We start from the raw sequence: 25101 nt of genomic DNA on the forward strand, positions 1-25101 counted from the left end.
TTTTCCTGATCTTTCGTCTCAAATAAATGCTGGGAGTTAGGTAAACCCCCAGCCTGCCTTTTTCAATACACGTTAAATGACAAGATCTTCTCGGTTTGAAACCGAAATACGTATATTGCGGGGCTGCAATTTTTCACGATGTTTCTGTCCACAAGGCATGCGCGACAATGCCCCCGCCCAAACGCGAAACGGGTGCGCCTTTCGTGCATCTCGTCAGCCCGATTTGCGCATCGAGGCGGCGGCACGTTGTCTTTCGGCGGCGGCCTTTGCGGCCTGTTCTTCCTTGAGAATCAGCTCTTTGGGCTTCTTGCCGATAATTTCCTTGCGGCCTTTTCGGGAGAAGGGTTGGATGAGCTGAGCGAGGAAACCCTTGGCTACCTTACCTGTGATGCCGATATCGGTCGAGGACGGACGCGGCGGGTTGTAGAAAGTGCCGAGAAGCTGATCCCAGATCACGAGGTTTTCCCCATAATTCGTATTTCCCTCGGCAAGAATCTTGGAATGATGCCAGCGATGGAGGCGTGGAGTCGAAAATATGAGGTCGAGCGGGCCGGTGCGCATGTCGACGTTACAATGCGTGAGCAGACCGATGAAAGCCGTAACCGCGCCGATCCAGAGGAAGACAGGCAACGGTGCGCCCAGCAGATAGAGCGGAATCTGACCGAGCGCGATCTTGAACAGCGTATCGATGACGTGAAAACGGCCTGTGTTGATGACCCATAGCCGTTCGACGCTGTGATGTAGCGCATGAAAGCGCCAGAGCGACAGATGCTCATGCGCCAGGCGATGCGCCATATAGAGGCCGAACTCCGCAATGACGAGGCCTAGCACGACTTGGAACGCCATGGGCCATTGATCCGGCCAGAAATGCGAATGGTAGCTCAACGCCGGCTGCGCGACCGTCGCGACCGCCATCGGGAAGGAGGTGCCGATCGCAGCGGCGATCTGTACGCCCCCCTTGTTCAGCAGCGTGTGGGCAATATCGTTGAACGTCTCACCATCGCGCTTCTGCCAGGTCTTCTCGTAAGGCATCAGTCGCTCGAAGAGGGCAATCACCGCCACTGTCGACAGATAGACGACGTTGAACCAGAGCAGATGCATATTCGATTCGAAGGCGAAATATGCACCGGTCAATCCGGCACAGAAGATGGCGGGCCACAGCAGGGAGGAAACAGCAGCGTAAAGACGCGAACTGCTTTGAAATGTCATTCCATCATCCTCAGATTCTGATCAGCGAAAAATTTACGCGTGAGTATGCGGGATATGTAGCGCGATGATTGTGGAGTCGAAAGCGAAATTTTTCCGTTCGCCAGCAACAGGTAGTTGGTCAGGAGATCGAAACATGCGGATAGAGCAGGCAGCAGACGAATATCTGGAGGAGTGGACGCGATTGCGCGCCGAGCTTTGGCCAGATAGTTCGTACGAACATCATCGCGCGGAGCTGGCACAATTTCGCGCCAATGAAAATGCTGTTGCGTATCTCGCGATCGATTCTGCCGGTCATGTCGCCGGTTTTGCTGAAGCGACATTGCGGCACGATTACGTCAATGGCTGCAAGACGTCACCGGTTCTCTTCCTCGAAGGCATCTATGTGCGCCCTGAACATCGACGCGGAGGGGTGGCGCGGGCGCTCTGCGATGCAGTTGGTACGTGGGATCGGGCCGCCGGCTGCACGGAGTTCGCCTCGGATGCGCTGATCGACAATCTTGCGAGCCATGCCTTCCATGCGGCGCTCGGCTTTATCGAAACCAGGCGCGTGGTTTATTTTCGCAAGCTTCTATAGCCGGGGTTGGCACAGGCTGCTTTATGCGAACGTCAGCTTGGTCTTCTGCTGGCCAGCCTCATCGAAGTTCTCCAAGGCCAGCCAGCGTTCGTAACCGGCCTTCAGCCGCGGCCAGTCGGCGTCGATCATGGCAAACCAGGCGGTGTCACGGTTCTTGCCCTTCGCGACCATGTGCTGGCGGAAGATGCCTTCGAAAACGAAACCAAAGCGTTCCGCTGCTCGCTTCGACGGCTCATTGAGATTATTGCACTTCCATTCGAAGCGACGATAGCCAAGGGTATCGAAAACGTATGATGCAAACAGATAGAGCGTTTCGGTCGTCACGCGGCTGCGCGCGATGGCGGGTCCCCAGAGGATACTGCCGATCTCGATAACGCCATGCGTGTTGTCGATGCGCATCAGAGCCTGCCGGCCCTCGGCGCGTCCCGTGCGCTTGTCGATCGTCGCGAAGAAGAGCGGATCGGTGCCGGAAGCGGCTTTCTCGAGCCAGGGAGAGAAGGCGGCGTGATTGGCCGGCGCGTCTTCGAAAAGGTAGCGGAAACGATCTTCGGCGCCGGGGGCTCGAGCTGAAGCGTAAAGGTCCTCGCCGTGTCTGGCCGGCTCGAGCGGCTCGATCCGGGTGTAGCGGCCTTCAAGGGTAATGCGCTCGGGGCGGGCGACGCCCTTCCAGTTCGTGAGATCCATATCAAAGTCCTTTGGTCATCAAATGCGGTTCAGCGAAGCCGGCCCGATTGTATCAGGTCTGCGAGGGATTGTGGCAGCTCTATCCCGTCTGGCATGCCCGGCGCCGGTTGCGGCGGCACAAGGTGGCTTTCGATGGGCAGGATGCCGGCCCAGACGGGATGATCTGCCTCGTCCATGTCGCCGGGCGGGCCGTTGCGGATTTTAGCCGAGGCCTCGTCGATTTTCATTCGCATCACCGAAGTCGCCTTGACCTCCTGCTTTGTCATCGGCCTGAGGCTGTCCCAGCGGCCGGGGAACAGGTCTTCGACGAAGCGACGCAGTGCATCCGTCTTTTCCTCGATGTCGTCGACCAGCCGAGCCGTGCCGAAGACCATGGCTGAGCGATAGTTGACGGAATGGTTAAAAGCCGAGCGGGCGAGCACATAGCCATCGATCATGCTGCAGGTCAGGCAGACCGGCATGTCCTCAGCAGCGCGCAGGAAGCGGCTGGCAGAGGAGCCGTGCCAATAGACGTAGTCGTCCTCGCGCCAATGCAGGGTCGGTGTCACATAGGGGGCGCCGTTGATGACATAGCCGACGTGACAGAGCGGCGCGGCATCCAGAATCGCGTGGACGTCGGCATGAGCGTGGCTGCCACGCTTCGGGCTGCGCCGCACGCGGGTACGCTCGGTGGTCGGGTAGGTGCCGGTATTAGGTGGATAGTGATCGGCCATGTCTTCCTCACAGATCGGGCGTTGATCTGTGTCAGCAAAGAGGTAGGCTATAAACGGCCAGTTTTTTGATTTTTAGCAGACCAGTTGAGGTTTCATGACAGAGGTGGCGCAGTGGCCGGCACTGGACCGGATTTCGGGCGATCTGGAAGGGCAAGTCTATCGCCTGATGCGCGACCGCATTCTTCGTGGTCAGATGCCCGCAGGGCAGCGCGTGCCGTCGACACGGGCGATGGCCGTCTCGCTCGGCGTTGCGCGGTCGACCGTGGTCAATGCCTATGATCGGCTCAAGGCTGAAGGCTACCTGCGCTCGGCATCGGGTGCGGCGACACGCGTTGCAGCGTTCCCGACGACGCCATTGCCGGGTCAGGTCGCACCGCCGCCGCCAAATCTGCCACGGGTTACGGAATTCAAAAGGGGAGGCTTGTTCGAGCCGGGAGTGCCCGATGTCTCGAGTTTTCCCCATGCCGCCTGGGCGCGTTGTCTCGGCGCCCGCGGTCGTTCATTGCGGGTACATGATCTCGGCTACAGCGATCATGGTGGCGTTCACGAATTGCGCGAGGCGATCCTTGAGCATATCTCGGCGACGCGCGGCGTGGTTGCCCGTCCCGAGCAGATCGTGATCGTGCCATCGACGGGGGCGGCGATCGGGCTGCTTGCGAGTGTGTTGCTTCAGCCGGATCATCCGGGTGATGTCGTCTGGATGGAGGACCCCGGCTATGCCAGCGCGCAAGCAATTCTGCGCATGGCCGGGGCGAGCCTCGTGCCGGTGCCCTGCGATGCCGAGGGCATCGATATCGCGCAAGGGGCCGGGCCATCGCCGCGGCTGATCTATGTCACGCCCTCGCATCAATATCCGACCGGCGCCACCATGAGCCTGCCGCGCCGTCTCGCTTTGCTGGAATTTGCCCGCGCTAATGGTGCGATCGTGCTGGAAGACGATTATGACAGCGAATTTCAATATGCGTCGCGCCCGATTGCCGCCCTGCAAGGCATCGATCACGGCGAGGTGGTCGCTTATATCGGCACCTTCTCGAAGACGCTCGCGCCTGGTCTGCGCGTCGCTTATGCCGTCATTCCCTCACGGCTTCTGGCGGCGACCGAAGCGGCTCAACGGCTGAGAGGCGCCATCGTGCCCGTCCACATCCAGGCCGCCCTTGCCGATTTCATGCGTGAGGGGCGGTTTCGTGCGCATCTGAGGCAGATGAACGGTATTTATGCGGAGCGCATGGCAGCAACCGTCGAGGCGCTTCGTCGCCATTGCGGCGCTGAACTCCAAGTCGGAGCTGGTGGCGGCGGGTTGCAGCTGGCCAGCTGGTTCCGCGATGCAGAGACCGATGATATCGCCGTCGCCCGGATCATCAATGCCAATGGCTTTGCTGTGCGGCCGATATCGGCGCTGTATCTCGGCTCCGCGCGACCCGGGCTGCTGCTCGGCATTGCCCGCATGGAGGCGTCCGCGGCGGATGCGGCGGCGGCGAAAATTGCGAGGCTGCTCGAAGTGGTGCTTCTCAGCGCCTGAGGAACATCGCCCGATATTCGCGCGGTGTCATGCCTTTCAGCGCCCTGAACTGCCTGTTGAAATTGGCAAGCGAGGCATAGCCGACGGCATCGCTGATGTGGTGCACGGCTTGATCCGTGGAAGAGAGGCGGGCACAGGCATCGCCGATGCGCATGCGCGTGAGATAATCGGATATCGTTCCGCCGGTATGGCGGCGAAACATGCGGTGTAGGCCGGAGACGCTGAGCGCCGCGATATCGGCCAGCTCATCGAGGCTGATTGCGCGGGCATAGTGAAGATGCATATGCGTCAGCACGCGGTCGATGCGCTCGCGGCTTTCCTTGATATCCGGTGCCTGCGCCGGTGCGCTGGCGAGCGGCGTCGCTTGCCGATCTTCCGCGACCGTCACTAGGACGCCTAGCAGAGCCAGAAGGCGCTCGACGGGCGGCTTTTCGAAAATGGTTTCGAATGCAGGGCGGACGGCGGCGGAGGTCACCTCGGAAAAGTGCAGGCCGTTGTCTCCACTCCGCAGCATAGCTTCGATCGATCGGAATTCGACCGCGCCGCCCGTCATCTGCAAGAGCCAGTCGCGATTGAACCAGAGCACCAGTGCGATATGCGGCTTTTCTTCCTCGATCTTGGCGCGCGAAACCCAGCTGTGCGGCAGGTTGGGGCCGACGAGAACGAGATCGCCGTCTTCATAGTCGCCGCTATGGTCGCCGATAAAACGCTGGCCGATGGAATTCAGCGTCAGCGTCAGTTCGAATTCCGGATGGTGATGCCACTGGAACGGAATGCAGTCGTCAAGCCTGCGGTTCAGCATGCTCCAGGATGCTTCCGGCGAACGCGGCAAAACTTCGAGATAGGGCTTCATGGGGCGTCCATAACACAATGGAGGCCAGAATAGTATCAGAATTGGCCAGAGCCGGGCAACATCGCCGCGCCAATTGAAGCTACATCTTTCCCGTCACCCGAAGTCAAAAGGGGTAGCCAAGATGGAGGAAACCGATGCAGCCTGCCTTGAAGAGAGACGCGCACCCGACCGCATCCGCGGTCACGACGCAATTGAAGGATATCCAGAAGACCTTGCCGCTCAGAGTGCTGTCGAAGGACGATTGGCAGCACTGGATCACGAAAGGCTATGTGATCGTGCGGCAGGCTGTGCCGGCTGCGAATGTCAAGCGGCTTGTCGAGCTTTTGTGGCGTTTTGACGAGAAGGATCCGAACGACCCCTCCACCTGGTATGCGCCACAGCGGCGCGAGCACAAGATGAAGGAGCTCAACAATACCGGCATGCTGGAGATCTATAATCACCAGTATCTCTGGGATAACCGAATGGAAAAGCGGATCTACGATGTCTTCGTCGACATCTGGGATCGCGAGGACCTTTGGGTCACCATCGATCGCGCCAATCTCAACCCGCCGAAGAAGGTGAAAGGCAACCCGAACGGCTTCATCCATTGGGATGTCGATACTTCGATCCGGCCGCTGCCGATCGGCGTTCAGGGTGTCCTGAGTCTGAAGAAACAGGATGGCGATGTCGGCGGATTCCAGTGCGTGCCGGAACTCTTCGAGCATTTCGAGGAATGGGAAAAGACGCAGCCGGCGGATCGCGATCCTATGCATCCTGACATGACGGGTCTCTCGGTCGCCAATATCGACATGGAGCCCGGCGACCTGATGATCTTCAACTCGCTGCTCGCGCACGGCGTTCGTCCGAACCATTCGGAGAACCGCGTTCGCATGGCGCAATATATCTCCATGCATCCGGCGGAATACGACAATATCGCCGAGCGCGAGGAACGGATCCGCCTGTGGAGGGAACTGGATTCCCCGAAGCGCGACGCCTTTCCGGGCGATCCTCGCGAATGGGAAAAGCACAATGCGACGACGGCCAAATTGACGCCGCTCGGTGAAAAGCTGTTGGGCCTCAAGCCTTGGTAAGCAGCGGAAGGCTGATTTTCTGAAAGACATCGAGCGGCCTTGGGCCGCTCGAAGCGTTTGTGGAGATTGGCGGGCAGGCGCAGGCCGTCAGATTTCGTTCCAGCGGCGGATGACCGGCTCGGTCAGATCATGCTCGTAGCCGAGCACGCTGATACTCGTGGTGTCGAGGATGAAATGCTCACCGCCCTCCGGCGGCAGGCCAACCCAGCGGGCGGCGAAGACCCGCAGGAAATGGGCGCTGGAAAAGATCAGGATAGAGCCTTCAATACCCCGAAGTTCCCCGATGATCCGATCGGCACGCGCGCCGACATCGGCGGCTGTTTCTCCATTCGGGCAGCCGTCGCGGAAGACTTGCCAGCCGGGACGTTCGGCAAGGATCGCCTTGGTGGTGATACCCTCATAGGCGCCGTAATCCCACTCCGCCAGATCCTCCTTGACGACGCGACGGTCGCCGAAGCCGGCCAGCGCGCAGGTGTTTTGTGCGCGCTGCGACGGGCTGGACCAGACGGCGGCGAAATCGATCTGGGGTAGGCGAGCGGCGAGCTTGCGGGCAGCTTCCTCGCCGGCAGCGGTCAGGGGAATATCGGTACGGCCGGTATGCCGGCCGGAGAGGCTCCACTCCGTCTGTCCGTGGCGTACCAAATAGACTTCGGGATAGGCGCTGCTCATGCCGTTTCTCCTTTGCATTTGCCGTGCGAAATTCTTCGCATCTGCGAAAGCGTCTGTCGAGAGCTAAAGCGGATTGGCAGCTGACCCGACAACCCTCTGCGAATCCAAGCTCTTGCAGGAAGTTGTGAATCTCATCGTTTCACGGCGCGGCGAACGCTATAGAGCAGAATGGCGAGGCAGCCAACCAGCAGGAGAATCCCACCTGCGAGCGGCGGCATGGCGAGAAACTCCACCGCTCCGGCAATCACGAGAATGAGGATGAGGCAGAGTGTCGCGAGGCTGCCGTCATCGATGAACATGCCGATAAGCTCGGACAGGGCGATACGCAGGACATTCATTGGGCTGCCTTTGCTGTTGGATTGCCGCGCAGGCCGCGGATGATGGCGTAGGAGGCAAGCGAGACGATCGCGAAGATGGCGATCAAGGCGAGATCCTCGCCCGGCCAATGCGCGCCAATGCCTTCACCGGTCCAGAAGATGCCGAAGCTTGTCAGCATGAGGCCGACGACGAATTTGAGGGTGTTTTCTGGCACGGTGGCGAGCGGACGGTGGACCAACAACCCGATCAGCATGACGAGCACGAAGGCGGCGAGCGCACCGAGGCCGGCATAGAGTGTCAGGCCATGCGCGCCGCCGACGGCGATGACGATGAAGACCACTTCGACACCTTCGAGCAGCACCGCCTTGAAGGCGGCAAGGCCGGCGAGATAATCGGCGCGGCGATCGGCGGACTGCGCCTCTAATGCCGCCGTCTCCTTAGAGAAGGCCGCCTCCTCGTCGTGCAGGGCGATGACGCCGAGCGAGCGGAGAATGGCTTTGCGCAGCCAGCGCATGCCGAACAGAATGAGGAGAACGCCGACGACGAATTGCAAGATTTCGATCGGGATCAGCGCCAGCAGTGGTCCGAAGATGAGAACGAGAGCTGCCAGCACCGCAAGGGCAAGCGTGGCACCCGTGAGCGCCGGGCGCCAGCTTCGTGTGACGCCGACAGCAAGGACGATGGTGAAGGCTTCGACGACTTCGACGAATGAGCCGAGGAACGACGCCGTCACCGTAGATAGAATGGGTGTGAGGCTGTTCATGAGATGATTCCCAAAATTCGGTTAGGGCTTTGAGTGCACACGGTATTTTCCGGACTGCTGTTCCTCATGTGTCGAATGAACTCGCACGTGAGACACTCCGGCTTGGCGATCTGGTTACCATTCACTTGCGTTTCCTCGTGCCGCGTTTGCTCCATGATTTATCAAGCGCGCCACGCAGCTGGCTGAGCTGATCGAGGCTATCGATGGCGGCGTCCTTCCTCTTGGCGGCTAGCGCGACGATCAGGGATTCAATCAGCACCATAGTACCACCATGCATGGCGAGGTGGCCGGCATTGCCGCGCGGCACGGGTAGGATTTCAGTCACCTTGTCGGCAATCTGTAAGCCGAGATCATCGCTGATGAGGATGACCGGCACCTCATACTTGCCGGCGTATTCCAGCAGCACTTCGACCTCACGATAGAGCGGGGCATAAGCCATCATCAGCACGACGTCGCCTTTGCTCATCCCAAGCAGACGGTCCGCCAGAGCAATGCCCGCCGCCGAGAGCGCATGGGTCGCCAGGCCGATGCGGTTGATCTGCAGGCTGGCATAATCCGCCATGGCGCCCGACGGGCCGATGCCGAAGACATGACGTCGGGCTGCCTTGGCAAGAATATCGACACAGCGTTCGAAGCTTGCGGCAAATTCCTCGCGTCGCAGAACATCCAAAGCCTGCTCGTGCATACCGATGACATGGTGAAGCGCATCGCCGGCCTGGCTGCCGGTTTCAGCCAGCGTGCGTTGCATCCGCATTCCGGGTGACGGCGTTCCCGTCAGCTCTTCAAGCAGGGCGGCCCGCAACATCGACAGGCTTTCGAAGCCGAGCGCGCGAGCGGTGCGGACGACCGTCGCGTCGCTGCTGCCGGCGAGCTGCGCGATCTGGGCGGCCGAATTCAACAGTGCGACCTGCTTCTGATCGACGAAGAAACGGGCGATGCGTTGCTCGGCCGGTGCCAGCGTTTCCATCACATCGAGAACGCGGTCTTCGAAAGTGCGAGGTTTCCGTGTCGCTTCTGCCATCGGATACTTTGTAGTGAATGCTACCAATTACATTATCTGTAGCATTTACTGCAAAAGAATGACAGCGCAAAACAAAGGGCGCTTCGCACCGTTGCAAAGCGCCCTTTTTGATCGCGTAGAAAGGCAAGCGCGGAGCAGGCTGCAACTATTCCGCCAAGGCCGCGCGCACCGCCGGGATCACCTTCTGGCCGTAGAGTTCGATACAACGCAGCATCTTGTCATGGCCGAGTGCGCCGGCGCTGTATTTCAGCTGGAAGCGGCTGATGCCGAGCGTCTTGACGACCGGGGCGAGCTTGGCGGCGACGGTTTCCGGCGAGCCGACATAGAGCGAACCCTTTTCGATCTCGTTGTCGAATTCCGCACGCGTCATGGGCGGCCAGCCGCGCTCGCGGCCGATGCGGTCGCGCATCGCCTTGAAGCAGGGCCACAGCTCCTCGCGCGCCTGCTCGTCCGTCTCGGCGACATAGCCGGGCGAGTGGATGCCGATCGGCTTGACGGGTTTGCCGAGCTGCTTGTAGGCGCGGTGATAGAGGTCGACATAGGGCTGGAAGCGATAGGGGCTGCCACCGATGATCGCCAGCATCAGCGGCAGATCGTAGTGAGCGGCGCGCACCACCGATTCCGGGCTGCCGCCGACGCCGATCCAGGTCTTCAGCTGGCCGCTCTCGATGGTCGGGAAGACCTTCTGGTTGCGCAACGGCGGGCGGATGCTGCCCTGCCAGTTCACCGGCTCATTTTTAAGAAGAGCCGCGAACAGATCGAGCTTTTCCTCGAAGAGCTGCTCGTATTGCGACAGCTCGAAACCGAACAGCGGGAAGGACTCCGTAAACGAGCCACGGCCTAGGATGACCTCGGCACGGCCGTCCGAAACCGCGTTCAGGCTGGAGAAGCGCTGGAACACGCGGATCGGATCGTCCGAGCTTAGCACCGTCACGGCGGATCCCAGATGAATTTTCGATGTGCGGCTGGCGATGGCGGCCAGGATCGTTTCGGGCGAGGAGACCGCAAAATCTTCGCGGTGATGCTCGCCGATGCCGAAGAAGTCGATGCCGAGCTGATCGGCAAGGACGCCTTCTTCGACGACATTGCGCAGCACCTGCGCATGCGGCAGCGGTGCACCCTTATCGTCGAAGGTCACATCGCCGAAAGTATCCAGGCCGAATTCGACATTGTTTGTCGTCATGATTTTTCCTGTCATGTGTCGAAATGATAATGTTGAGACAGCATGTAGTGCCGCTCCCGACCATCCACTACCCGGAAAGTTTCGGCTGAAATCTTCGAAGAATTCGATATGCCGATGGTAATAGGCGATATTCGGCAATACCGGCGTTGCGATCGGTGGCAGTCACGCCAATATTAGCTTCGACCTGAGCGCAGTTGGATTAAGGAGGAAACATATGGTCGCACTGAAAAAGGTGAACCTTACCAAAGCCTTTGCAGCCTTCGATGAGACTTGGAGTCCGCGCATCGGCGGTGATATCAACGATTTCCAGGTCAAGCTCACCAAGCTGGAAGGTGCATTCCATTGGCACCATCATGAGGAAGAGGATGAGCTCTTTCTGGTCGTCAAAGGCACGCTGCGCATGAAGCTGCGCGAGGAAAACGGCGGCGATATCGTCCTTGGCCCTGGCGAATACATCATCGTTCCGCATGGGGTGGAGCATTGTCCGGTCGCCGAGCCGACCTGCGAAGTCGTGCTGTTCGAGCGCAATACGACGCTCAATACCGGCAATGTCGAAAACGAGCGGACGATCCGCGCGCCCAAGCATCTTTAAACGATCCCGATGGTCCGGCCGCCCGTCAAAAAGGGCTGCCGGACATTGCCCAGTCCATCAGTTCAGCGCCAGCTTGTTCGACGGCGTGCGACAGGCCGCGAAAACATCCAGCTTCGGATCATAGACCTTCGTCGAGACGTCCGTCATGCCGAGAACGCTGTGGAAGATGTTGTCCTGAGAGTAGGTGCCCTCGGCGGCCTGCTTGGCTAGGCAGGCCATGTCGAAACCGGCGGTCTTGGCGAGATCGTCGGCCATCCATACCAGCATCGGCACATGCGTCTGCTGTGAAGGAGCGATGAAATAGGGCGTGCCGTGCAGATAGATGCCATTTTCACCGAGCGACTCGCCGTGATCGGAGAAATAGAGCACGGAGCCGGATATCGAGTCGGAGCGCTGCTTCAGCTTGTCGATCACCATGGCGACGATGTGATCCGTATAGAGGATCGTATTGTCATAGGCGTTGGTGATTTCCTCCTGTGAGCAGGAGCTGAAGTCGTTGGAGCGGCAATCCGGCCGGAACCGGCGGAATTCTTCCGTGTAGCGCTGATAGTAGGCGGGGCCGTGACTGCCGAGCTGGTGCAGCACCAGCACGCTGTCGCCCTTCACCTTGTCCAGCCAGCCGTCGACCTTGTCGACGAGGATCTCGTCCTTGCATTCGCCGTCCTGGCAGAAGCGCGGATCCGCAGAGTGCGGCAGAAAGGTGTAGGAAACGCGATCGGTGACGTTGTAGCTGCCCGTGTCATTGTCGAGCCAGGTTACGTCGACCTTGGCATGGGTCAGGACATCGAGCAGGTTTTCCGTCTCTAGCCCCTTGCGATGGCTGTATTGTTGGCGCGTGTAGACCGAGAAGAGGCAGGGTATGGAGGTTGCTGTCGCCGTACCGCAGCTGGTGGTATTGGGGAAGTAGACGACATTGCGCTTTGCCAGTTCCGGATTGGTCATCTTGGCATAGCCGCCGAGCGAGAAGTTCTGCGCACGCGCCGTTTCCCCGGCCACGATGATCGTGACGCGCGGCTTGCCCTTGTCGACGACGCCGATCCTATGGGCGTCCGTGCCCAATGGCTGTGCGACGACGTTTGCGTTTCTTTGCGTATCTATGACGTAACGCACCGCGCTTGTGATCGGCATCACCGGATTGAGGGTATCCATCAGGTCGCGATGAGCGCGGCCGACGCCAGCATAAGTCTTATAGAAGGTCGTCCCGGCGATGACGAAGATCGCCGAGCAGGCGAGGATGACGGCGGTATTGTAGGCGAGTTTCTTGAAGATCGGGCGATGGACGATCCGGACCCATGCGACGACAAGCGACGGCAAGATGCCTGTCAGCAAAACATAGGTGATGAAGCGCGTCGTAATCAGATGGCCGCTTTCCGCGCCTGTCGAAACAGCCGCATTGCGGATCATCTCCTTGTCGATGATGACGCCGAACTGGTCGTTGAACCAGGACGATACCGATGCCACCAGAATGAAGAAGATCAGGACCGGCTTCGTGACGTATTTGGCGGAGAAGAGCGTGAAGAGCGCCATGATGGCTGCGGAAATACCGATGACGAAGGCGGCAAAAGCGGCCGGGTCAGCGATAAAATAGCCATAGGACTTCGTCCAGAACATCTTGTTTGTCACAAGAAGTACATAAAGCGTGGCTATAAGGCACAGTGTGACACTGCCGATTGCTGGCCGGAATATCTGTCGGCCAGATGATGCGTTTTCGCTGGTCAATGGTTGTCTCCGAGGCGTGGGCTATCGGCGGGGTGCCTGTAAACCCATCACTGCAGGATGGCGCTTTGGCTGTTGAAGCCGGCCACCATGGTTACCAATCCTGACATTTACCTGAATGACAAGCTTTTGTGCAGGGCTATTTCGGACCTGATTCCGATTGTCGTCTTTTTTGCCGGCTTCATATCCGGAGTTCAGGTCGCCGTCAGAAATAGGCATCATAGCTGCTTGATTGCAACTGGGGATGCAATCGTGCGGCTTCTATTGGTCGAAGACAATATACTCATAGGCAATGCCGTACAGGATCATCTGCGTGCGGAGGGGTGGTCGGTCGACTGGTCCATGGATTTGGAATCCGCCAGGGGGGCCGTCGCGGCCGAAGCCCACGACGTGATGCTACTTGATCTTCGCTTGCCCGATGGCAGCGGCCTCGATCTGCTCAAGCTCATGGAAGCGCGCGGGGAAACGACCCCAGTCATTGTCATGTCGGCCTATGATCAGCTGTCGGACCAGATGACGGCCATGAATATCGGTGCCGTCGACTATCTCGTGAAGCCTTTTGCGCTAAGCGAGATGGCGGTTCGCGTACGCAAGGCGGCAAGACGCCGCCGCTTGATCCGCATGCGCAACGCTGGCTGAGCCGACGGCTTTCAGGGCCGGGCTGTCGTTCCCGACCGCAGGAGATCGAGCACAGCGATGGTTGCGGCAAAGACCACCAACGACAAGAGCCAGCCCAGGACCGCGTCGGACAGATAGTGGGCTCCGGTCATCACGCGCATGATCGGCATCATGATCGAGACGGCAGCCAGGGGAATGCCGAGCGGAAAACGCAGGCGCGGCGGCAGCAGCAAGACGAGGCAAAGCAGCCAGCCGGCAGACGACGCCTCGCCGGAGACGAAAGAGCAATTTCCAAGACACCGGCCGGCAAACGAGCCTGCCTGGACAAAATCCAGCGAGCCGCCGAAAAGATCCGTGCTGCGCGGTCTCGGCCTGCCGCTGTAGCTCTTAAGCAGCGTGTTGACGATGAGGCCGCAGCCGATGACAAGCGATATCAGTGCAGCGATGTACCGATCCGTTTTCAGCGTCCGCCAGCCTGCACCGAATTTGCGCCAGGACGAGATTAGGTTGGCAATCAGGACGACGACGGCGATATAGGGCAGGGTGAGCGTCACATCTCGCACGATCTCGAAGATACGGTTCTTGGCCAGCGCAAAGGCGCCGCAGACTTCACCCGGAATGACGGCGGATGCGCAGGGCGTAGCAGTGAAGACACTCTTCGCGACGACGAGATCGATATTGGGAAATCGATAGAAGACGAACAGCAGCACCCACCAGAGCGCGAAGAGCGCGAGAAACACAAAAAAGGATCTGCTGACAGGAGCGGTCCGTTTTGTGTAAGCAATGGAGTTGTCGTACATCGTAGACGCTGGCCACTGTCTGAACAGGTTCAAAACAAGTGCCCGTTCGCGTTGTGCAAACGCCCAAAGGCCACTATCGGGCGTCTTTTATGACAGAAGCCTGACAGTAACCTGAAAGATCAAACGGTTAAGAAAGTCTCTTGAGGCTCGGTAGCCCGCTAAAGCGACTGCAGCGGTTGACGGTGCCTTTCTCTATTGTGTGCGGTGAGTTATTCGCCGGTCTTGAAATAGGCTTCCAGCCGGTAACCATCGGGATCGATAACGAAGGCGGCATAGTAGAACTGGCTGTAGTCGGGCCGGATGCCCGGCTTGCCATTGTCTTCGCCGCCATTGGCGATGCCGGCGGCATGAAAGGCGTCGACGGCTGCCTGGCTTGGCGCCACGAAACAGAAATGCAGGCCGGAACCGCGATCGGCGGGAACGGGACGTTCCACCTCACTGACCCAGAACTGGGCACGCTCCGCCCCATATCCAACCGTGCCATCGAAGTTGGTGACGCGCTCGTAGCCAAGCGGAGAAAGGGCTGCGTCATAAAATTTCTGCGCCCGCGTCAGGTCTTTGACGCCGATCGAAATATGGTCGAACATGAAAACGAGCTCCTGCCGTGTTGTCTGCAGAGCTTTGCGGAAGGTACGCCCTGGAGAAGCGCCGGCTTTCGAAAGTCCGCAGGTCGAATTCGTCTCACCATCTTGCAACGGTCATGGGAAGTCAACAAAACGAAGCGATGGGCCGTCCAGTCGCTTGCCCCGGGTGTTTCGTCTATAAATGGTCGAAGGATGCCGCTCCCGGTGAGATCAGCGGATTGGGAGGGGGATTTTTCGATGCTCGGCCGCGATGCGAATTTTTCAAAACGACTGTCGATTTCCGGAGAGCAGCTTCGTCGTCAATATGAGCGAGTTTATTGAGCGGCAATGGTGCCGGCGCCTCGCTTCCGGAGGACATTTCCATGCGTTTCATGTCTATCGTCACATCCACCGATTTCATGCATCCGACGCCGGAGCTTGCCGAGGCCATGCACAAGCTCGCCGATCGGGAAATCAAGGCCGGCCGCATGATCGATACGGCGGGACTGATGCCTCTTGCGACGGGCGCCCGCGTCACGATCAAGGATTGCAAGCTGAGTGTCGTCGACGGTCCCTTCGTGGAGGCCAAGGAGGTCATCGGCGGTTATGCCATCTTCGAACTGCAGAGCAAGGAGGAGGCCGTGGCACTGGCAGTCGAGTTCATGCAATTGCACAGGGATTTTATGCCCGGTTGGGAAGGCACATGTGAGGTGCGCGCCTACTTCGAGCCAAATGCCGAAGGTGTATGTGACCCGCTCGCCGAAGCAACGGCATGATGCTTTCGGTTCGTGACCGGGGCGGGCGGCCTTGACAGCCGCCGGCACCCACCGAGCGATCCTTGCCGTCTGGCGGATCGAACAACCGCGGCTCATCACCAGCTTGGCGCGATTGTTGCGCGACGTGCCGCTGGCTGAGGATCTGACACAGGAAGCGCTTGTTGTCGCCTTGGAGCGATGGCCGGAAACGGGCATCCCCGAGCGCCCCGGCGCTTGGCTTATGACCACTGCCAGGCGTCGGGCGCTGGACCATTTGCGTCGCCGGCGAATGCTCGACCAGAAGCACGAGATGATCGTTCGAGAGATGGAGGAGGAAGAGCAGATCATGCCCGACCTAGACACCCCTCTCGATGACGACATCGGCGATGAAATGCTGCGCTTGATCTTCACGGCATGCCATCCGCTGATCTCGCGCGAGGCGCGGGTGGCGCTTGCCTTGCGGATGATCTGCGGTCTGACGACCGAGGAAATCGCCAGGGCGTTTCTCGCGTCGGAGGCAACGATCGCGCAGCGCATCGTCCGCGCCAAGAAGACATTGTCGGAATCGGGACTTTCCTATGAAACGCCACACGGCGAGGAGCTGTCGCAGCGTCTCGCCTCGGTGCTGGAGGTGGTTTATCTGATCTTCAACGAGGGATATACGGCCGCGCGCGGCGAGAATTGGATGCGGCTGCAATTGTGCAGCGAAGCGCTGCGGCTCGGGCGAATATTGACGTCCGTCGCGCCGCAGGAGCCGGAGGCACATGCGTTGCTGGCCCTGATGGAGCTGAATGCGTCCCGTTCGGCGGCCAGGACGGATGCCAACGGCAATCCGATTTTGCTGCTCGATCAAAATCGCGACTGCTGGGATCGGCTGCAGATCCAGCGAGGTCTGCAGGCCTTGCGACGGGTACAGGAACTTGGCGGCGCCGGCGGGGTTTATGCCTTGCAAGCCGCGATCGTCGCCTGTCACGCGAGAGCGAGGACAGCTGATGAAACCGACTGGAGGCGGATTGCCGATCTCTATGCGAAACTTGCCGAGCTTGTTCCTTCCCCGATCGTCGAACTCAATCGCGCTGTCGCCGTGGGCATGGCCGAGGGTCCCGAGGTGGCGTTAGACATCATCGACGGTCTCCGCGATGAACCTGCACTGAAGGACTATCATCTTTTGTCGAGCGTTCGCGGCGATCTTCTCCGCAAGCTTGGCCGATGCGATGAAGCGCGGCAAGCCTTTGAGGCGGCGGCCGCACTTGCTGAAAATCGGAGAGAGCGTGATTTCCTGATGCGCCGTGCTGCCGAAGCCGCCGACGCCGCCGACACAAGGAAGAATTGACCCGCCGGAGAGGCGGGTCATCTTGCTTTGAACTATTCTGCAGCCTGATAATTCGTGGCCCTTGCCGCGGATGAGCGCGGGCCGACGGCGGCGAGCAGCGTGATGGCGGCAGCGAGGATCGTCACGAAACCGATGCCGGCAATATAGGGGTTCCAGCCGAAGCTCGGAGCCGCACTGAAGACGGCCGATGCCGCCGCCAGAATGATGCCGCCGCCGATCTGGAAGGAGGCAAACAGCATGCCCGAAGCCAGGCCGGATTCATCGTCGCCGACGTCTGAGAGGGCTGCAACCTGGATCGAAGGATAGGTCATGGCGTAGCCGACGCCGAGCAGGAGCTGCGAAATGGCGACGAGTACCATCGTATCGATATGCTCGGCCGACAGCACCCAGAAGAGATAGCTGATGGCCTGCAATCCCACGCCGAAGGTCATCAGCAAGGTCGTACCGCGGTTCTGGCCTATCGTTGCAAAGCGCGGTGCCAGGAACATCACGCAAGTGCCGCCGATGGCGAAAGCGAAGCCGGTGGCGAAGGCCGACCAGCCGACGACGGTCTGGTAGTAGAGCGTCGCAATGAACTGGAAGCCGACATAGGCTCCCTGGTACAGCGCGGCGACGGCATTGGCATGGCTGAGCTTGGTGCGACGGAACATGGCAAGCGGCACCATCGGATCATGATGGCGCGACTCTACGACCAGGAACAGCAGGATCAGGATCAATGCGGCAAGGAGCGAGCCCCAGGTCGCGAAGGCCTGCCAGCCATCGGCGGCGGCATTGGTGACGCCGAAGACGAAGAGCAGCAGGCCGGGGGTGATCGTCAGCGCACCGGCCCAGTCGAAGCGGGCGCGCGGGCCGCTGCGTTTGTGATCGGCTGGCAGGACGAGCGGAGCAATGATTAGCGCCAGGATGGCGATGGGAGCCCCCATGACGAGGGTCGCGCGCCAGCTGATGAGGGTTGCCGCTCCACCCAGTACCATGCCGAGCACGAAGCCGGCAGCACCGGTGGAGGAGAAGACGCCGAGCGCCTTGGCACGGGCATTGCCGTCTCCGAAGACGGAGAGAAGAAGGGCCAGTGCTGCCGGTGCGGTGAAAGCGGCCGCAATGCCCTTGATTAGGCGAGCGGCAATGAGCGTCGGCGCGCTGTCGACGAAGCCGCCGGCAATGCTGGCGGCGGCGAAGATGCCGAGCGACCACAGGAAGACGCGGCGGTGGCCGAAGAGATCGGCAACGCGGCCGCCGAGCAGCAGAAAGCCGCCGTATCCGAGCACATAGGCACTAACGGCCCATTGCAGCGAGGTCGCCTGCATGCCGAGCTCTTTCTGGATTGCGGGCAGGGCCACCCCAATGGTGGAGACGTCCATGGCGTCGAGGAAATTGGCGGCGCATAGCAGCAGCAACGCCAATCCCGCCCCGCTTCGGGTTTGGGAAGAAGTCATCGGGATCGTTCCTTTCTGTGCTGCCGCCTTTTTGGGAGGTTGAAAACGGCAGGGAACGAGAAAATGTACATCTTCAAACCCTATTGCAAATTGATAGTAACCATGTCAGGTATTACTCATAATGATGAATGATGCCACGCTTCGAAAGATCGATCTCAATCTGCTGCTCGCCTTCTCCGTGCTGATGCAGGAGCGGAACGTGAGCCGCGCGGCCGAGCGGCTGCTGCTCGGCCAGCCTGGTCTTTCCGCAGCCCTTCGCCGGCTGCGCGAGACGCTGGATGATGAATTGTTCGTGCGCGTCGGGCGCGGTTTGCAGCCGACGCCGCGGGCGCTGGCGATTGCGCCGGCGATCGAGGATGCGCTCTCCGGCATCGAACGCGCCATTCGTCCGCCGGCAGCCTTCGATCCCGAAAACTGGCATGGCGAGTTCCGCATCGGGCTTTGCGACAATCTCGAATCCTCCTTCTTCGGACCGCTGGTGGCGCGGTTGCGCCGGCTTGCGCCGAATGCGCGACTGACCAGCGTGGCGTTCGACCGGCGCGACGCTGTGCGCCTGCTGGACGAAGGCGCCTTTGACTTCAGCATCTCGGTGCATGACGAGCCGGCCTCCTGGCATGTACGCGCGCCGCTGTTCGAGCAGGCTTCGCTCTGCATCTATGATGGCCGGCATCTCAAATGCGCGACACCGCTGAGTCTGAAGCATTTCGCCAGCGCGCCGCACGTGACCGTTTCGCTGGAAGGTGCCACATCTACCGGCGTCGACGTCGCTCTCGCGCGCCTGGGCCATCGCCGGCAGGTTGTCGCGACGGTTCCCCGCTTTTCCGCACTGCCGTCGACGCTCCGGGCTATCCCAGCCATTGCGACGGTTCCAGAAGCCATTGCCCGCTGCATGGCACAATTGCACGACCTGACGATTTCAGAGCCGCCGTTCGAGCTGCCGGCCGATCCGGTGACGATGCTCTATCGCCGCGTCGATCAGGCTGACAGCCGTTCGGTATGGTTCCGCCGCCTTTTTGTCGAGGTCGTCAAGGAAGCGCTCGAGGCCAGCGGGTGCCGCATGGGCGTCTCCACGGATGCCTGCTGCTACGATCCGCCTGAACTTGCCGAGGCGGTATGATGCTTCGAGGAGAGGGACGATGATCCGGCATACGCCGCGCCTGTCCCTGCGCGTGCCGGAGGAGCGGGATCTCGACTTCGTCACGGCTTTGTTTGCGCGGCCGGAGCTGGTCGCCCATCGGCCCGATCCAACGCCGGATTCGCCTGCGGAAAGTGCCCGGCGGCTCGCTCGGGATCAGGCGCACTGGCGCGTGAACGGCTTCGGGCGCTGGGCGATCGAAACGGAAGGGCGGCTGATCGGCTTTGGCGGCGTTACCGTCTCTACGGAATTCGAGGGGCTCAATCTCTCCTATCACCTGCACCCCGATTATTGGGGAAGCGGCTACGCAACGGAACTGGTGACGGAGGCATTGGCCTTCGCCGGACATGATCTGCGGGCGACACGCGTTATCGGGCTGGTTCGGCCCGTCAATGTTGCCTCTCGGCGCGTTCTGGAAAAATGCGGCTTCGGTTTCGAGCGGGAGGTCATGCTGCATGGAGCGCCGACTCATCTCCTGTCCTTCAAGTTGCCGGTGGCGAGCGCCGGCGAACAGGACTAGCCGTCCGGATAGGGCATGCCATCCTTATGCACGAAACGGCCGTCCGTGCTGGAGCTCATCATGTCGACGTCCGAGCAGGTGATGAGATCGGTCGGTGAGCGCGTACCGACCTCGAGATAGATGGCCGTGCTATTCGATTTGTTGATCATATGATGGCCGTTGCCGGAGCCCTTCGGGAAGGCCGCGCAATCGCCGGCGCGCAGCACCGTCTCGCCATCATCCTCGATCAGCGTCAGCTCGCCTTCCAGCACATAGACGAATTCATCCTCCTCTGAATGCCAATGCCGCTGGCTCGACCAGTTGCCTGGCGGCAGCCGCATCAGATTGACGCCGAAATCCCTGAGGCCGCCGGCATCGCCCAGTCGCTGCCTGACGCGCTCGGTGGAGTGATCATTGAAGGGAGCGGGATAGCGCGTGCCCTTGATTTCCGGCACGGCTGCAACATCGATCTTCGGCATGATGATCCTGCCTGCGATTTGCCAAGGGTGGACATGCTGTCTGTGCGGTTTCAAGTCTAACAAGACTCATCGCTGCCAGTCCAGCAATGCATCTCGGTAGAGCATGGCAAATCAGGCTTGGTTGCCTGTATTTGTCATCTGGTTGTTACCTGGTTGTCATCGTTCATACACATGTGCGTCGTTTGAGCAACACGCCGTATGTAGGTGCTGTCACATATGTGGGGAGCCTTCTTAAATCCTTGTAAAAGCAAAATAGTAAATGCAGCTTACTATATGGAAGCGAGGCCTTGTGCTTCGAGTTAGCCACTGAAACTTGATGTCGGACGGCCCCCCAGGTTCGTATCTCGCGCAAGTTCGTTTGAAGAATGGAGTTACAATGAACATCAAGAGCTTGCTTATCGGCTCGGCTGCGGCTCTCTGCGTCGTATCCGGCGCTCATGCGGCTGACGCTATCGTCGCCGCCGAACCGGAGCCGCTGGAATATGTGCGCATCTGTGACGCGTTCGGCGCCGGCTATTTCTTCATACCCGGCACGGAAACCTGCTTGCGCGTTGGCGGCAAGGTCCGCACCGAAGGCCAGTGGAAAGATCCTTACAATCGCGACAGCAACTTCGGCACCAAGTGGCATACCCGCGCCGAACTCAACCTCAATACCGCGACGGACACCGAATATGGTCCGCTGAAGACCGAAACCATCGTTCGCTGGGATTGGAACGACGGCGGCTCGACCTCCACCAACCTGCTGTGGGCCTACATCACCCTCGGCGGCTTCACCGTCGGTAAGACTGACTCGCAGTACAACCAGTTCGTCGGCTATGCTGGCGACGTGATCCAGGACGACGTCATCTATGACGGTCCGTATGAATTGAACCAGCTGACCTATAATTACGACAGCGGCACGGGCTTCACGGGCGTCATCTCGCTCGAAGACAGCAATTCCGGCACGACCACAAGCGCCTATGGCGGCAGCTGGCAGCTTTCGAAGGCTGATCACTACGCTCCGAACGTTGTCGCCGGTCTCGGCTACAAGGCTGGTATGTTCGGCTTCAAGGTCGTCGGCGGCTACGACTCGATCGTCGAGGAGGGCGCCATCAAGGCTCGTGTCGACGCCGACTTCGGTTTCCTCACGGCCTTCCTGATGGGCGGCTGGAACACCGATGGTGACAAGCTCAACCAGTATGCCGGCTCGAACCAGAACGTCTCGGCCTGCACGACCTCCGACGGCGTCGTTCACGGTGCAAAGTGCGGCTGGGGTGACTGGGCAGTCTGGGGCGGTGTCGGCGTTCCGATCAACGACAAGCTGAAGTGGAACGTTCAGCTCGCCTATACCGGTTCCAAGATTTTCGAGGCAACGACCAACGTCAAGTTCAACCCGGTCAAGAACCTGCTGGTCGAGCCGGAGTTCACCTACGTTCACTATGATCTGCCGAGCGATGATACCTTCTCGGGTATCCTGCGCTTCGAGCGGACCTTCTGAGGTCGGTCGACTTGGCTTGACCTTCATCCGAAATGGGGCCTGGTATTCGCATCAGGCCCTGCCTGCCTCATTCGAGGTGATTGGAAAACCTAGTTCGCCGACATGATGCCAATCGGCATGATGCAAGGCGAAGCGGCTTTCAGCTCGAGAGTATCCGAACCACGAGCTTGCCGAGCGATCGCTCACGATCGCGACCCATACAGCTGATAAAGGGAAGTCGGCTCACTGTCATAAATGTAAAGCTAATGAAGGGATATCTCATCCTTTCTAGCGCTATTTGGTGCCACCAAAGGAAGCCCCATGAAGACGATTATCATACTTGCGGCAATCGGACTGATGTCCACCAACGCTATGGCCATGTCGGCCTATAATTCCAAGTCGATGACCTGTGCAGCCGTGCATGAGAAGATGGCACAGGAAGGTTCGATCGTGCTGAGGTACCCGTCTCATCATCCGGGCCTGATGATGTACAACCGCACCGTCTCGAACTCGATGGCATGCCTCGGCCAGGGCGCGATGAGCAGCGCCAGCGTTCCGACGAGCGACGATCCCAGCTGCAAGATCAAGACCTGCAGCTTTGCGACCGGCAAGGGGCCGAATAAGAATCATTGAGGTGGTAGCATAAGGCGGACCAGCTCTTAAAGGCAGAATATCGGCCTGGCAGGATACCCTCCTGCCAGGCCGATTTGATGTTTCTCGGTGAGTCGTTCGCTCGATCGCTTCCTGAACACGCTTGCAAACAAGATCGTGATCACGAAAGTGGCGGCCGCCTTGATCTTTTGAATAGTGTCCTTCCTGAGCGATAGGTGACGTTTTGTACCGGAGACATGGGTAACACTTTTCGCTTTTGGCGGGAGATGTTGATGCCGTGGAGAGAGACTTCGGTGATGGAGGAACGTCTACGATTTGCCGCCCGCCTGCCGGAGGGCGAAGGGATGAGCGATGTGTGCCGGGAGTTCGGCATCTCGCGCAAGACCGGCTACAAAATCTTCAATCGCTACAAGGACGACGGCCTGGAGGCGCCGACGGATCGGTCTCGACGGCCGGTGCGGTATGCCAACCAGTTGCCCGAGCCGGTGGAGGCAATGATCGTGCGGCTCAGACAAGAGAAGCCGCATTGGGGTGCCAGGAAGATCAGAGAACTGCTGGTCAGGAGGCTTGCCGGCGATGTGCGCGTGCCGTCGAAGAGCACGGTGCATGCCGTTCTTGACCGGCACGGGCTGGTCGCCCATGCCCGTAAGCGGCAACGCCATCGGGCCGAGGGAACGGAATTGTCTCAGGCATTGCTGCCGAACGATCTGTGGTGCGCCGACTTCAAGGGCGAGTTCAAACTCGGCGATGGCCGATACTGTTACCCGCTGACGGTAACCGACCAGGCGTCACGCTACCTGCTTGCCTGTGAAGCCTTCGAATCGACAAAGGAGGTGGGGGTGTTCGAGGCGTTCCGCCGATTGTTTGCCGAACATGGCCTGCCAAGCGCGATCCGCAGTGACAACGGCCCGCCGTTTTCCAGCCCCAACGGCCTCTACAATCTGTCGAAGCTGTCAGTCTGGTGGCTGCGGCTCGGCATCGCGCTCGAGCGCATCAGGCCGGGCCATCCGCAAGAGAATGGCCGGCATGAGCGCATGCATTTAACGCTGAAGAAAGAGGCGACTAGGCCACCTGGCAGAAATATCCTGCAGCACCAGGCCCGCTTCGACGCGTTCGTCAGCGAATTCAATACCGAGCGGCCGCATGAAGCCCTGGCGATGAAGGTGCCGGTCGATCTCTACGCGCCATCGGCGCGCCGATATAACGGGCTGCCGGAGATCGATTATCCGTTCCACGACCGTGACGCACTGGTGACCCATTGCGGCCGCATCTGCATCTACCGCAAGAAGATCAATATCTCGACCGTGCTGACCGGACAGAAACTGGGAATCAAGGAGGTCGACGACGGTATTTGGCTCGTCAGCTTCATGCACTATGATCTGGGATATATCGACCTGGAGCAGAGGACTTTGCAAACCATCGACAACCCGTTCGGCACGAGGTTGTCACCCATGTGTTAGGTACGATCCGTTACCTATGTCTCCGGGCTGGACATAGAGGAAGTGGCGCACCCGACAGGATTCGAACCTGTGACCTTTGGAATCGGAATCCAACACTCTATCCAGCTGAGCTACGGGTGCATGCCGTGGCGGTTTGAATCGCCTGTCCGATGGCTGGTTCTTAGCCTAGGAAGCGCTTGGCTTCAATCGGGAAAATTCAGGAAAGCGTGAGATCGGACGTTTTGGTGAGATGAGGCCGCGGGCTTTGGGCGCGCGGCCTTGCTGTCATGGGCGGTCTCGGATCATTCCTTCATCGCGCCGGGGCCGGGGGTGGCCTTTGGCGGCACCTTGCCGAGGATGATCATGCCCAGCACTTCGTCCTTGGTGACGTCTTCGGTGCGGGCGTGGCCGACGACCTGGCCGTTCTTCATGACCGAGACGCGGTCGGCGAGGTCGAAGACGTCGTGGATGTCGTGGCTGATCAGGAAGATGCCGATGCCTTCCTTTTTCAGCTGCTTGATGAGCTCGCCGACCTGCGCCGTCTCCTGCGGGCCGAGCGCCGCAGTCGGCTCGTCCATGATCAGGATACGGGCATCGAAGAGGATGGCACGGGCGATCGCGACCGACTGGCGCTGGCCGCCGGACAGCGCCTTCACCGGCTCCTTGAAGCGCTTGAAGTTGGGGTTGAGGCGCCCCATCACTTCGCGGGCCTTGGCTTCCATCGCGACGTCGTCGAGCGTGCCCCAGCGGGTCTGCAGCTCGCGGCCGAGATAGAGGTTGGCGGCCGCATCGACGTTGTCGGCGACGGCAAGCGTCTGATAGATCGTCTCGATGCCGTATTTCTTGGCGTCGCGCGGGCTGCGGATATCGGCAGGCTCGCCGTTGATCAGGATATCGCCGCTGTCGCGCTTGTAGGCGCCCGAGAGGATCTTGATCAGCGTCGACTTGCCGGCGCCGTTATGGCCGAGGAGCGCTACGACTTCGCCGGGGTAGAGATCGACCGAGGCGTTGTCGACCGCGTGGATGCCGCCGAAGGAGATGGAAATGTTCTTCATTTCCACAAGCGGAGTGGTTTGATCCGTCATGGTTCAGAAT

The 25101-nt window shown here is 59.9% G+C and carries 27 protein-coding genes and 1 tRNA gene; 12 read left to right on the plus strand and 16 right to left on the minus strand.

The features are described from left to right. Positions 1–213: 213 nt before the first annotated feature. Positions 214–1209 (minus strand): sterol desaturase family protein, encoded by a 996-nt coding sequence (locus tag FBZ99_RS07425; protein ID WP_145316346.1) that lies wholly within the window; start codon positions 1207–1209, stop codon positions 214–216. 133 nt (positions 1210–1342) lie between these two features. Here FBZ99_RS07425 and aac(6') point away from each other — a divergent pair, with 133 nt between their 5' ends. Beyond that, the gene (gene aac(6'), locus FBZ99_RS07430) at positions 1343–1783 is read left to right on the plus strand and encodes an aminoglycoside 6'-N-acetyltransferase (protein ID WP_145632198.1); all 441 of its coding nucleotides are present in this window, start codon (positions 1343–1345) and stop codon (positions 1781–1783) included. Positions 1784–1804: 21 nt separating this feature from the next. On the opposite strand, the gene FBZ99_RS07435 is transcribed toward aac(6'), so the two are convergent. Further along, on the minus strand, positions 1805–2467 hold the full coding sequence (locus tag FBZ99_RS07435) for a GNAT family N-acetyltransferase (RefSeq protein ID WP_113330422.1): 663 nt from the start codon (positions 2465–2467) through the stop codon (positions 1805–1807). A 29-nt stretch (positions 2468–2496) separates the two neighbouring features. Beyond that, a complete protein-coding gene (locus FBZ99_RS07440) occupies positions 2497–3180 on the minus strand; it encodes a pyridoxamine 5'-phosphate oxidase family protein (RefSeq protein WP_145632201.1) in 684 nt (227 codons plus the stop codon). A gap of 94 nt (positions 3181–3274) precedes the next feature. On the opposite strand from FBZ99_RS07440, the gene pdxR reads away from it, so the two are divergent. Next, a complete protein-coding gene (gene pdxR, locus FBZ99_RS07445; protein ID WP_145632204.1) occupies positions 3275–4699 on the plus strand; it encodes a MocR-like pyridoxine biosynthesis transcription factor PdxR in 1425 nt (474 codons plus the stop codon). On the opposite strand, the gene FBZ99_RS07450 is transcribed toward pdxR, so the two are convergent. Then, positions 4689–5552 (minus strand): helix-turn-helix domain-containing protein, encoded by an 864-nt coding sequence (locus FBZ99_RS07450; RefSeq protein WP_145632207.1) that lies wholly within the window; start codon positions 5550–5552, stop codon positions 4689–4691. The two genes, pdxR and FBZ99_RS07450, sit on opposite strands and share 11 nt — an antisense overlap. A gap of 134 nt (positions 5553–5686) precedes the next feature. Here FBZ99_RS07450 and FBZ99_RS07455 point away from each other — a divergent pair, with 134 nt between their 5' ends. Next, positions 5687–6622, plus strand: coding sequence for a phytanoyl-CoA dioxygenase family protein (locus FBZ99_RS07455; RefSeq protein WP_145632210.1), 936 nt, complete (start codon positions 5687–5689; stop codon positions 6620–6622). Positions 6623–6709: 87 nt separating this feature from the next. Here FBZ99_RS07455 and FBZ99_RS07460 read toward each other — a convergent pair whose 3' ends face one another. The 5 genes from FBZ99_RS07460 to FBZ99_RS07480 form a co-directional block, all read right to left on the minus strand. Next, complete coding sequence (locus tag FBZ99_RS07460; protein ID WP_113351740.1) at positions 6710–7291, minus strand: histidine phosphatase family protein; 582 nt, start codon at positions 7289–7291, stop codon at positions 6710–6712. Between the two features lie 131 nt (positions 7292–7422). Then, positions 7423–7629 carry a hypothetical protein gene (locus FBZ99_RS07465; protein WP_113330188.1) on the minus strand — a complete coding sequence of 69 codons (207 nt, stop codon included), beginning with the start codon at positions 7627–7629 and terminating at the stop codon, positions 7423–7425. After that, positions 7626–8372, minus strand: a complete 747-nt coding sequence (locus tag FBZ99_RS07470) for a COG4280 domain-containing protein (RefSeq protein WP_145632214.1) — start codon at positions 8370–8372, stop codon at positions 7626–7628. Before FBZ99_RS07470 ends, FBZ99_RS07465 begins: the two co-directional genes overlap by 4 nt. Before the next feature lie 121 nt (positions 8373–8493). Continuing rightward, positions 8494–9393, minus strand: a complete 900-nt coding sequence (locus tag FBZ99_RS07475) for a MurR/RpiR family transcriptional regulator (protein ID WP_145632217.1) — start codon at positions 9391–9393, stop codon at positions 8494–8496. Positions 9394–9538: 145 nt separating this feature from the next. Next, a complete protein-coding gene (locus tag FBZ99_RS07480) occupies positions 9539–10576 on the minus strand; it encodes an LLM class flavin-dependent oxidoreductase (RefSeq protein WP_145632220.1) in 1038 nt (345 codons plus the stop codon). A 214-nt stretch (positions 10577–10790) separates the two neighbouring features. On the opposite strand from FBZ99_RS07480, the gene FBZ99_RS07485 reads away from it, so the two are divergent. Continuing rightward, entirely contained in the window at positions 10791–11168 is a 378-nt protein-coding gene (locus FBZ99_RS07485; protein ID WP_113330184.1) for a cupin domain-containing protein, read from the plus strand. Between the two features lie 57 nt (positions 11169–11225). Here FBZ99_RS07485 and FBZ99_RS07490 read toward each other — a convergent pair whose 3' ends face one another. Continuing rightward, on the minus strand, positions 11226–12887 hold the full coding sequence (locus tag FBZ99_RS07490; RefSeq protein ID WP_145632223.1) for a phosphoethanolamine transferase: 1662 nt from the start codon (positions 12885–12887) through the stop codon (positions 11226–11228). A 249-nt stretch (positions 12888–13136) separates the two neighbouring features. Here FBZ99_RS07490 and FBZ99_RS07495 point away from each other — a divergent pair, with 249 nt between their 5' ends. Continuing rightward, positions 13137–13523 carry a response regulator gene (locus tag FBZ99_RS07495; RefSeq protein WP_113330421.1) on the plus strand — a complete coding sequence of 129 codons (387 nt, stop codon included), beginning with the start codon at positions 13137–13139 and terminating at the stop codon, positions 13521–13523. Between the two features lie 11 nt (positions 13524–13534). On the opposite strand, the gene FBZ99_RS07500 is transcribed toward FBZ99_RS07495, so the two are convergent. After that, complete coding sequence (locus tag FBZ99_RS07500) at positions 13535–14242, minus strand: phosphatase PAP2 family protein (protein ID WP_233788759.1); 708 nt, start codon at positions 14240–14242, stop codon at positions 13535–13537. Between the two features lie 269 nt (positions 14243–14511). Then, positions 14512–14889 (minus strand): VOC family protein, encoded by a 378-nt coding sequence (locus tag FBZ99_RS07505; protein WP_113330181.1) that lies wholly within the window; start codon positions 14887–14889, stop codon positions 14512–14514. Between the two features lie 359 nt (positions 14890–15248). On the opposite strand from FBZ99_RS07505, the gene FBZ99_RS07510 reads away from it, so the two are divergent. Then, positions 15249–15641, plus strand: a complete 393-nt coding sequence (locus FBZ99_RS07510; RefSeq protein ID WP_145632229.1) for a YciI family protein — start codon at positions 15249–15251, stop codon at positions 15639–15641. Between the two features lie 31 nt (positions 15642–15672). Further along, on the plus strand, positions 15673–16953 hold the full coding sequence (locus FBZ99_RS07515; protein WP_145632232.1) for an RNA polymerase sigma factor: 1281 nt from the start codon (positions 15673–15675) through the stop codon (positions 16951–16953). A gap of 32 nt (positions 16954–16985) precedes the next feature. Here FBZ99_RS07515 and FBZ99_RS07520 read toward each other — a convergent pair whose 3' ends face one another. Continuing rightward, positions 16986–18386, minus strand: coding sequence for an MFS transporter (locus FBZ99_RS07520; RefSeq protein ID WP_145632235.1), 1401 nt, complete (start codon positions 18384–18386; stop codon positions 16986–16988). 121 nt (positions 18387–18507) lie between these two features. On the opposite strand from FBZ99_RS07520, the gene FBZ99_RS07525 reads away from it, so the two are divergent. Together FBZ99_RS07525 and FBZ99_RS07530 are read left to right on the plus strand one after the other, a co-directional pair. Beyond that, entirely contained in the window at positions 18508–19503 is a 996-nt protein-coding gene (locus FBZ99_RS07525; RefSeq protein WP_113330178.1) for a LysR family transcriptional regulator, read from the plus strand. Between the two features lie 19 nt (positions 19504–19522). Further along, positions 19523–20041, plus strand: a complete 519-nt coding sequence (locus tag FBZ99_RS07530; protein WP_145632237.1) for a GNAT family N-acetyltransferase — start codon at positions 19523–19525, stop codon at positions 20039–20041. On the opposite strand, the gene FBZ99_RS07535 is transcribed toward FBZ99_RS07530, so the two are convergent. After that, a complete protein-coding gene (locus FBZ99_RS07535) occupies positions 20038–20499 on the minus strand; it encodes a cupin domain-containing protein (protein ID WP_145316380.1) in 462 nt (153 codons plus the stop codon). The two genes, FBZ99_RS07530 and FBZ99_RS07535, sit on opposite strands and share 4 nt — an antisense overlap. Before the next feature lie 376 nt (positions 20500–20875). Here FBZ99_RS07535 and FBZ99_RS07540 point away from each other — a divergent pair, with 376 nt between their 5' ends. From FBZ99_RS07540 to FBZ99_RS07550, 3 genes are all read left to right on the plus strand, one after another. Beyond that, positions 20876–21976 (plus strand): porin, encoded by a 1101-nt coding sequence (locus FBZ99_RS07540; RefSeq protein ID WP_145632239.1) that lies wholly within the window; start codon positions 20876–20878, stop codon positions 21974–21976. Between the two features lie 300 nt (positions 21977–22276). After that, entirely contained in the window at positions 22277–22588 is a 312-nt protein-coding gene (locus FBZ99_RS07545; protein ID WP_145632243.1) for a hypothetical protein, read from the plus strand. A 251-nt stretch (positions 22589–22839) separates the two neighbouring features. Next, on the plus strand, positions 22840–24027 hold the full coding sequence (locus FBZ99_RS07550) for an IS481 family transposase (RefSeq protein ID WP_145632246.1): 1188 nt from the start codon (positions 22840–22842) through the stop codon (positions 24025–24027). 43 nt (positions 24028–24070) lie between these two features. Here the strand turns inward: FBZ99_RS07550 and FBZ99_RS07555 are convergent. Both FBZ99_RS07555 and FBZ99_RS07560 read right to left on the minus strand, forming a co-directional pair. Further along, positions 24071–24147: transfer RNA gene (locus FBZ99_RS07555), tRNA-Arg, on the minus strand. Positions 24148–24308: 161 nt separating this feature from the next. After that, positions 24309–25091, minus strand: a complete 783-nt coding sequence (locus FBZ99_RS07560) for an ATP-binding cassette domain-containing protein (RefSeq protein WP_069612788.1) — start codon at positions 25089–25091, stop codon at positions 24309–24311. Positions 25092–25101: the final 10 nt, after the last annotated feature.

Source organism: Rhizobium sp. ERR 1071 (genome assembly GCF_007828675.1).
GTDB lineage: Bacteria > Pseudomonadota > Alphaproteobacteria > Rhizobiales > Rhizobiaceae > Rhizobium > Rhizobium dioscoreae.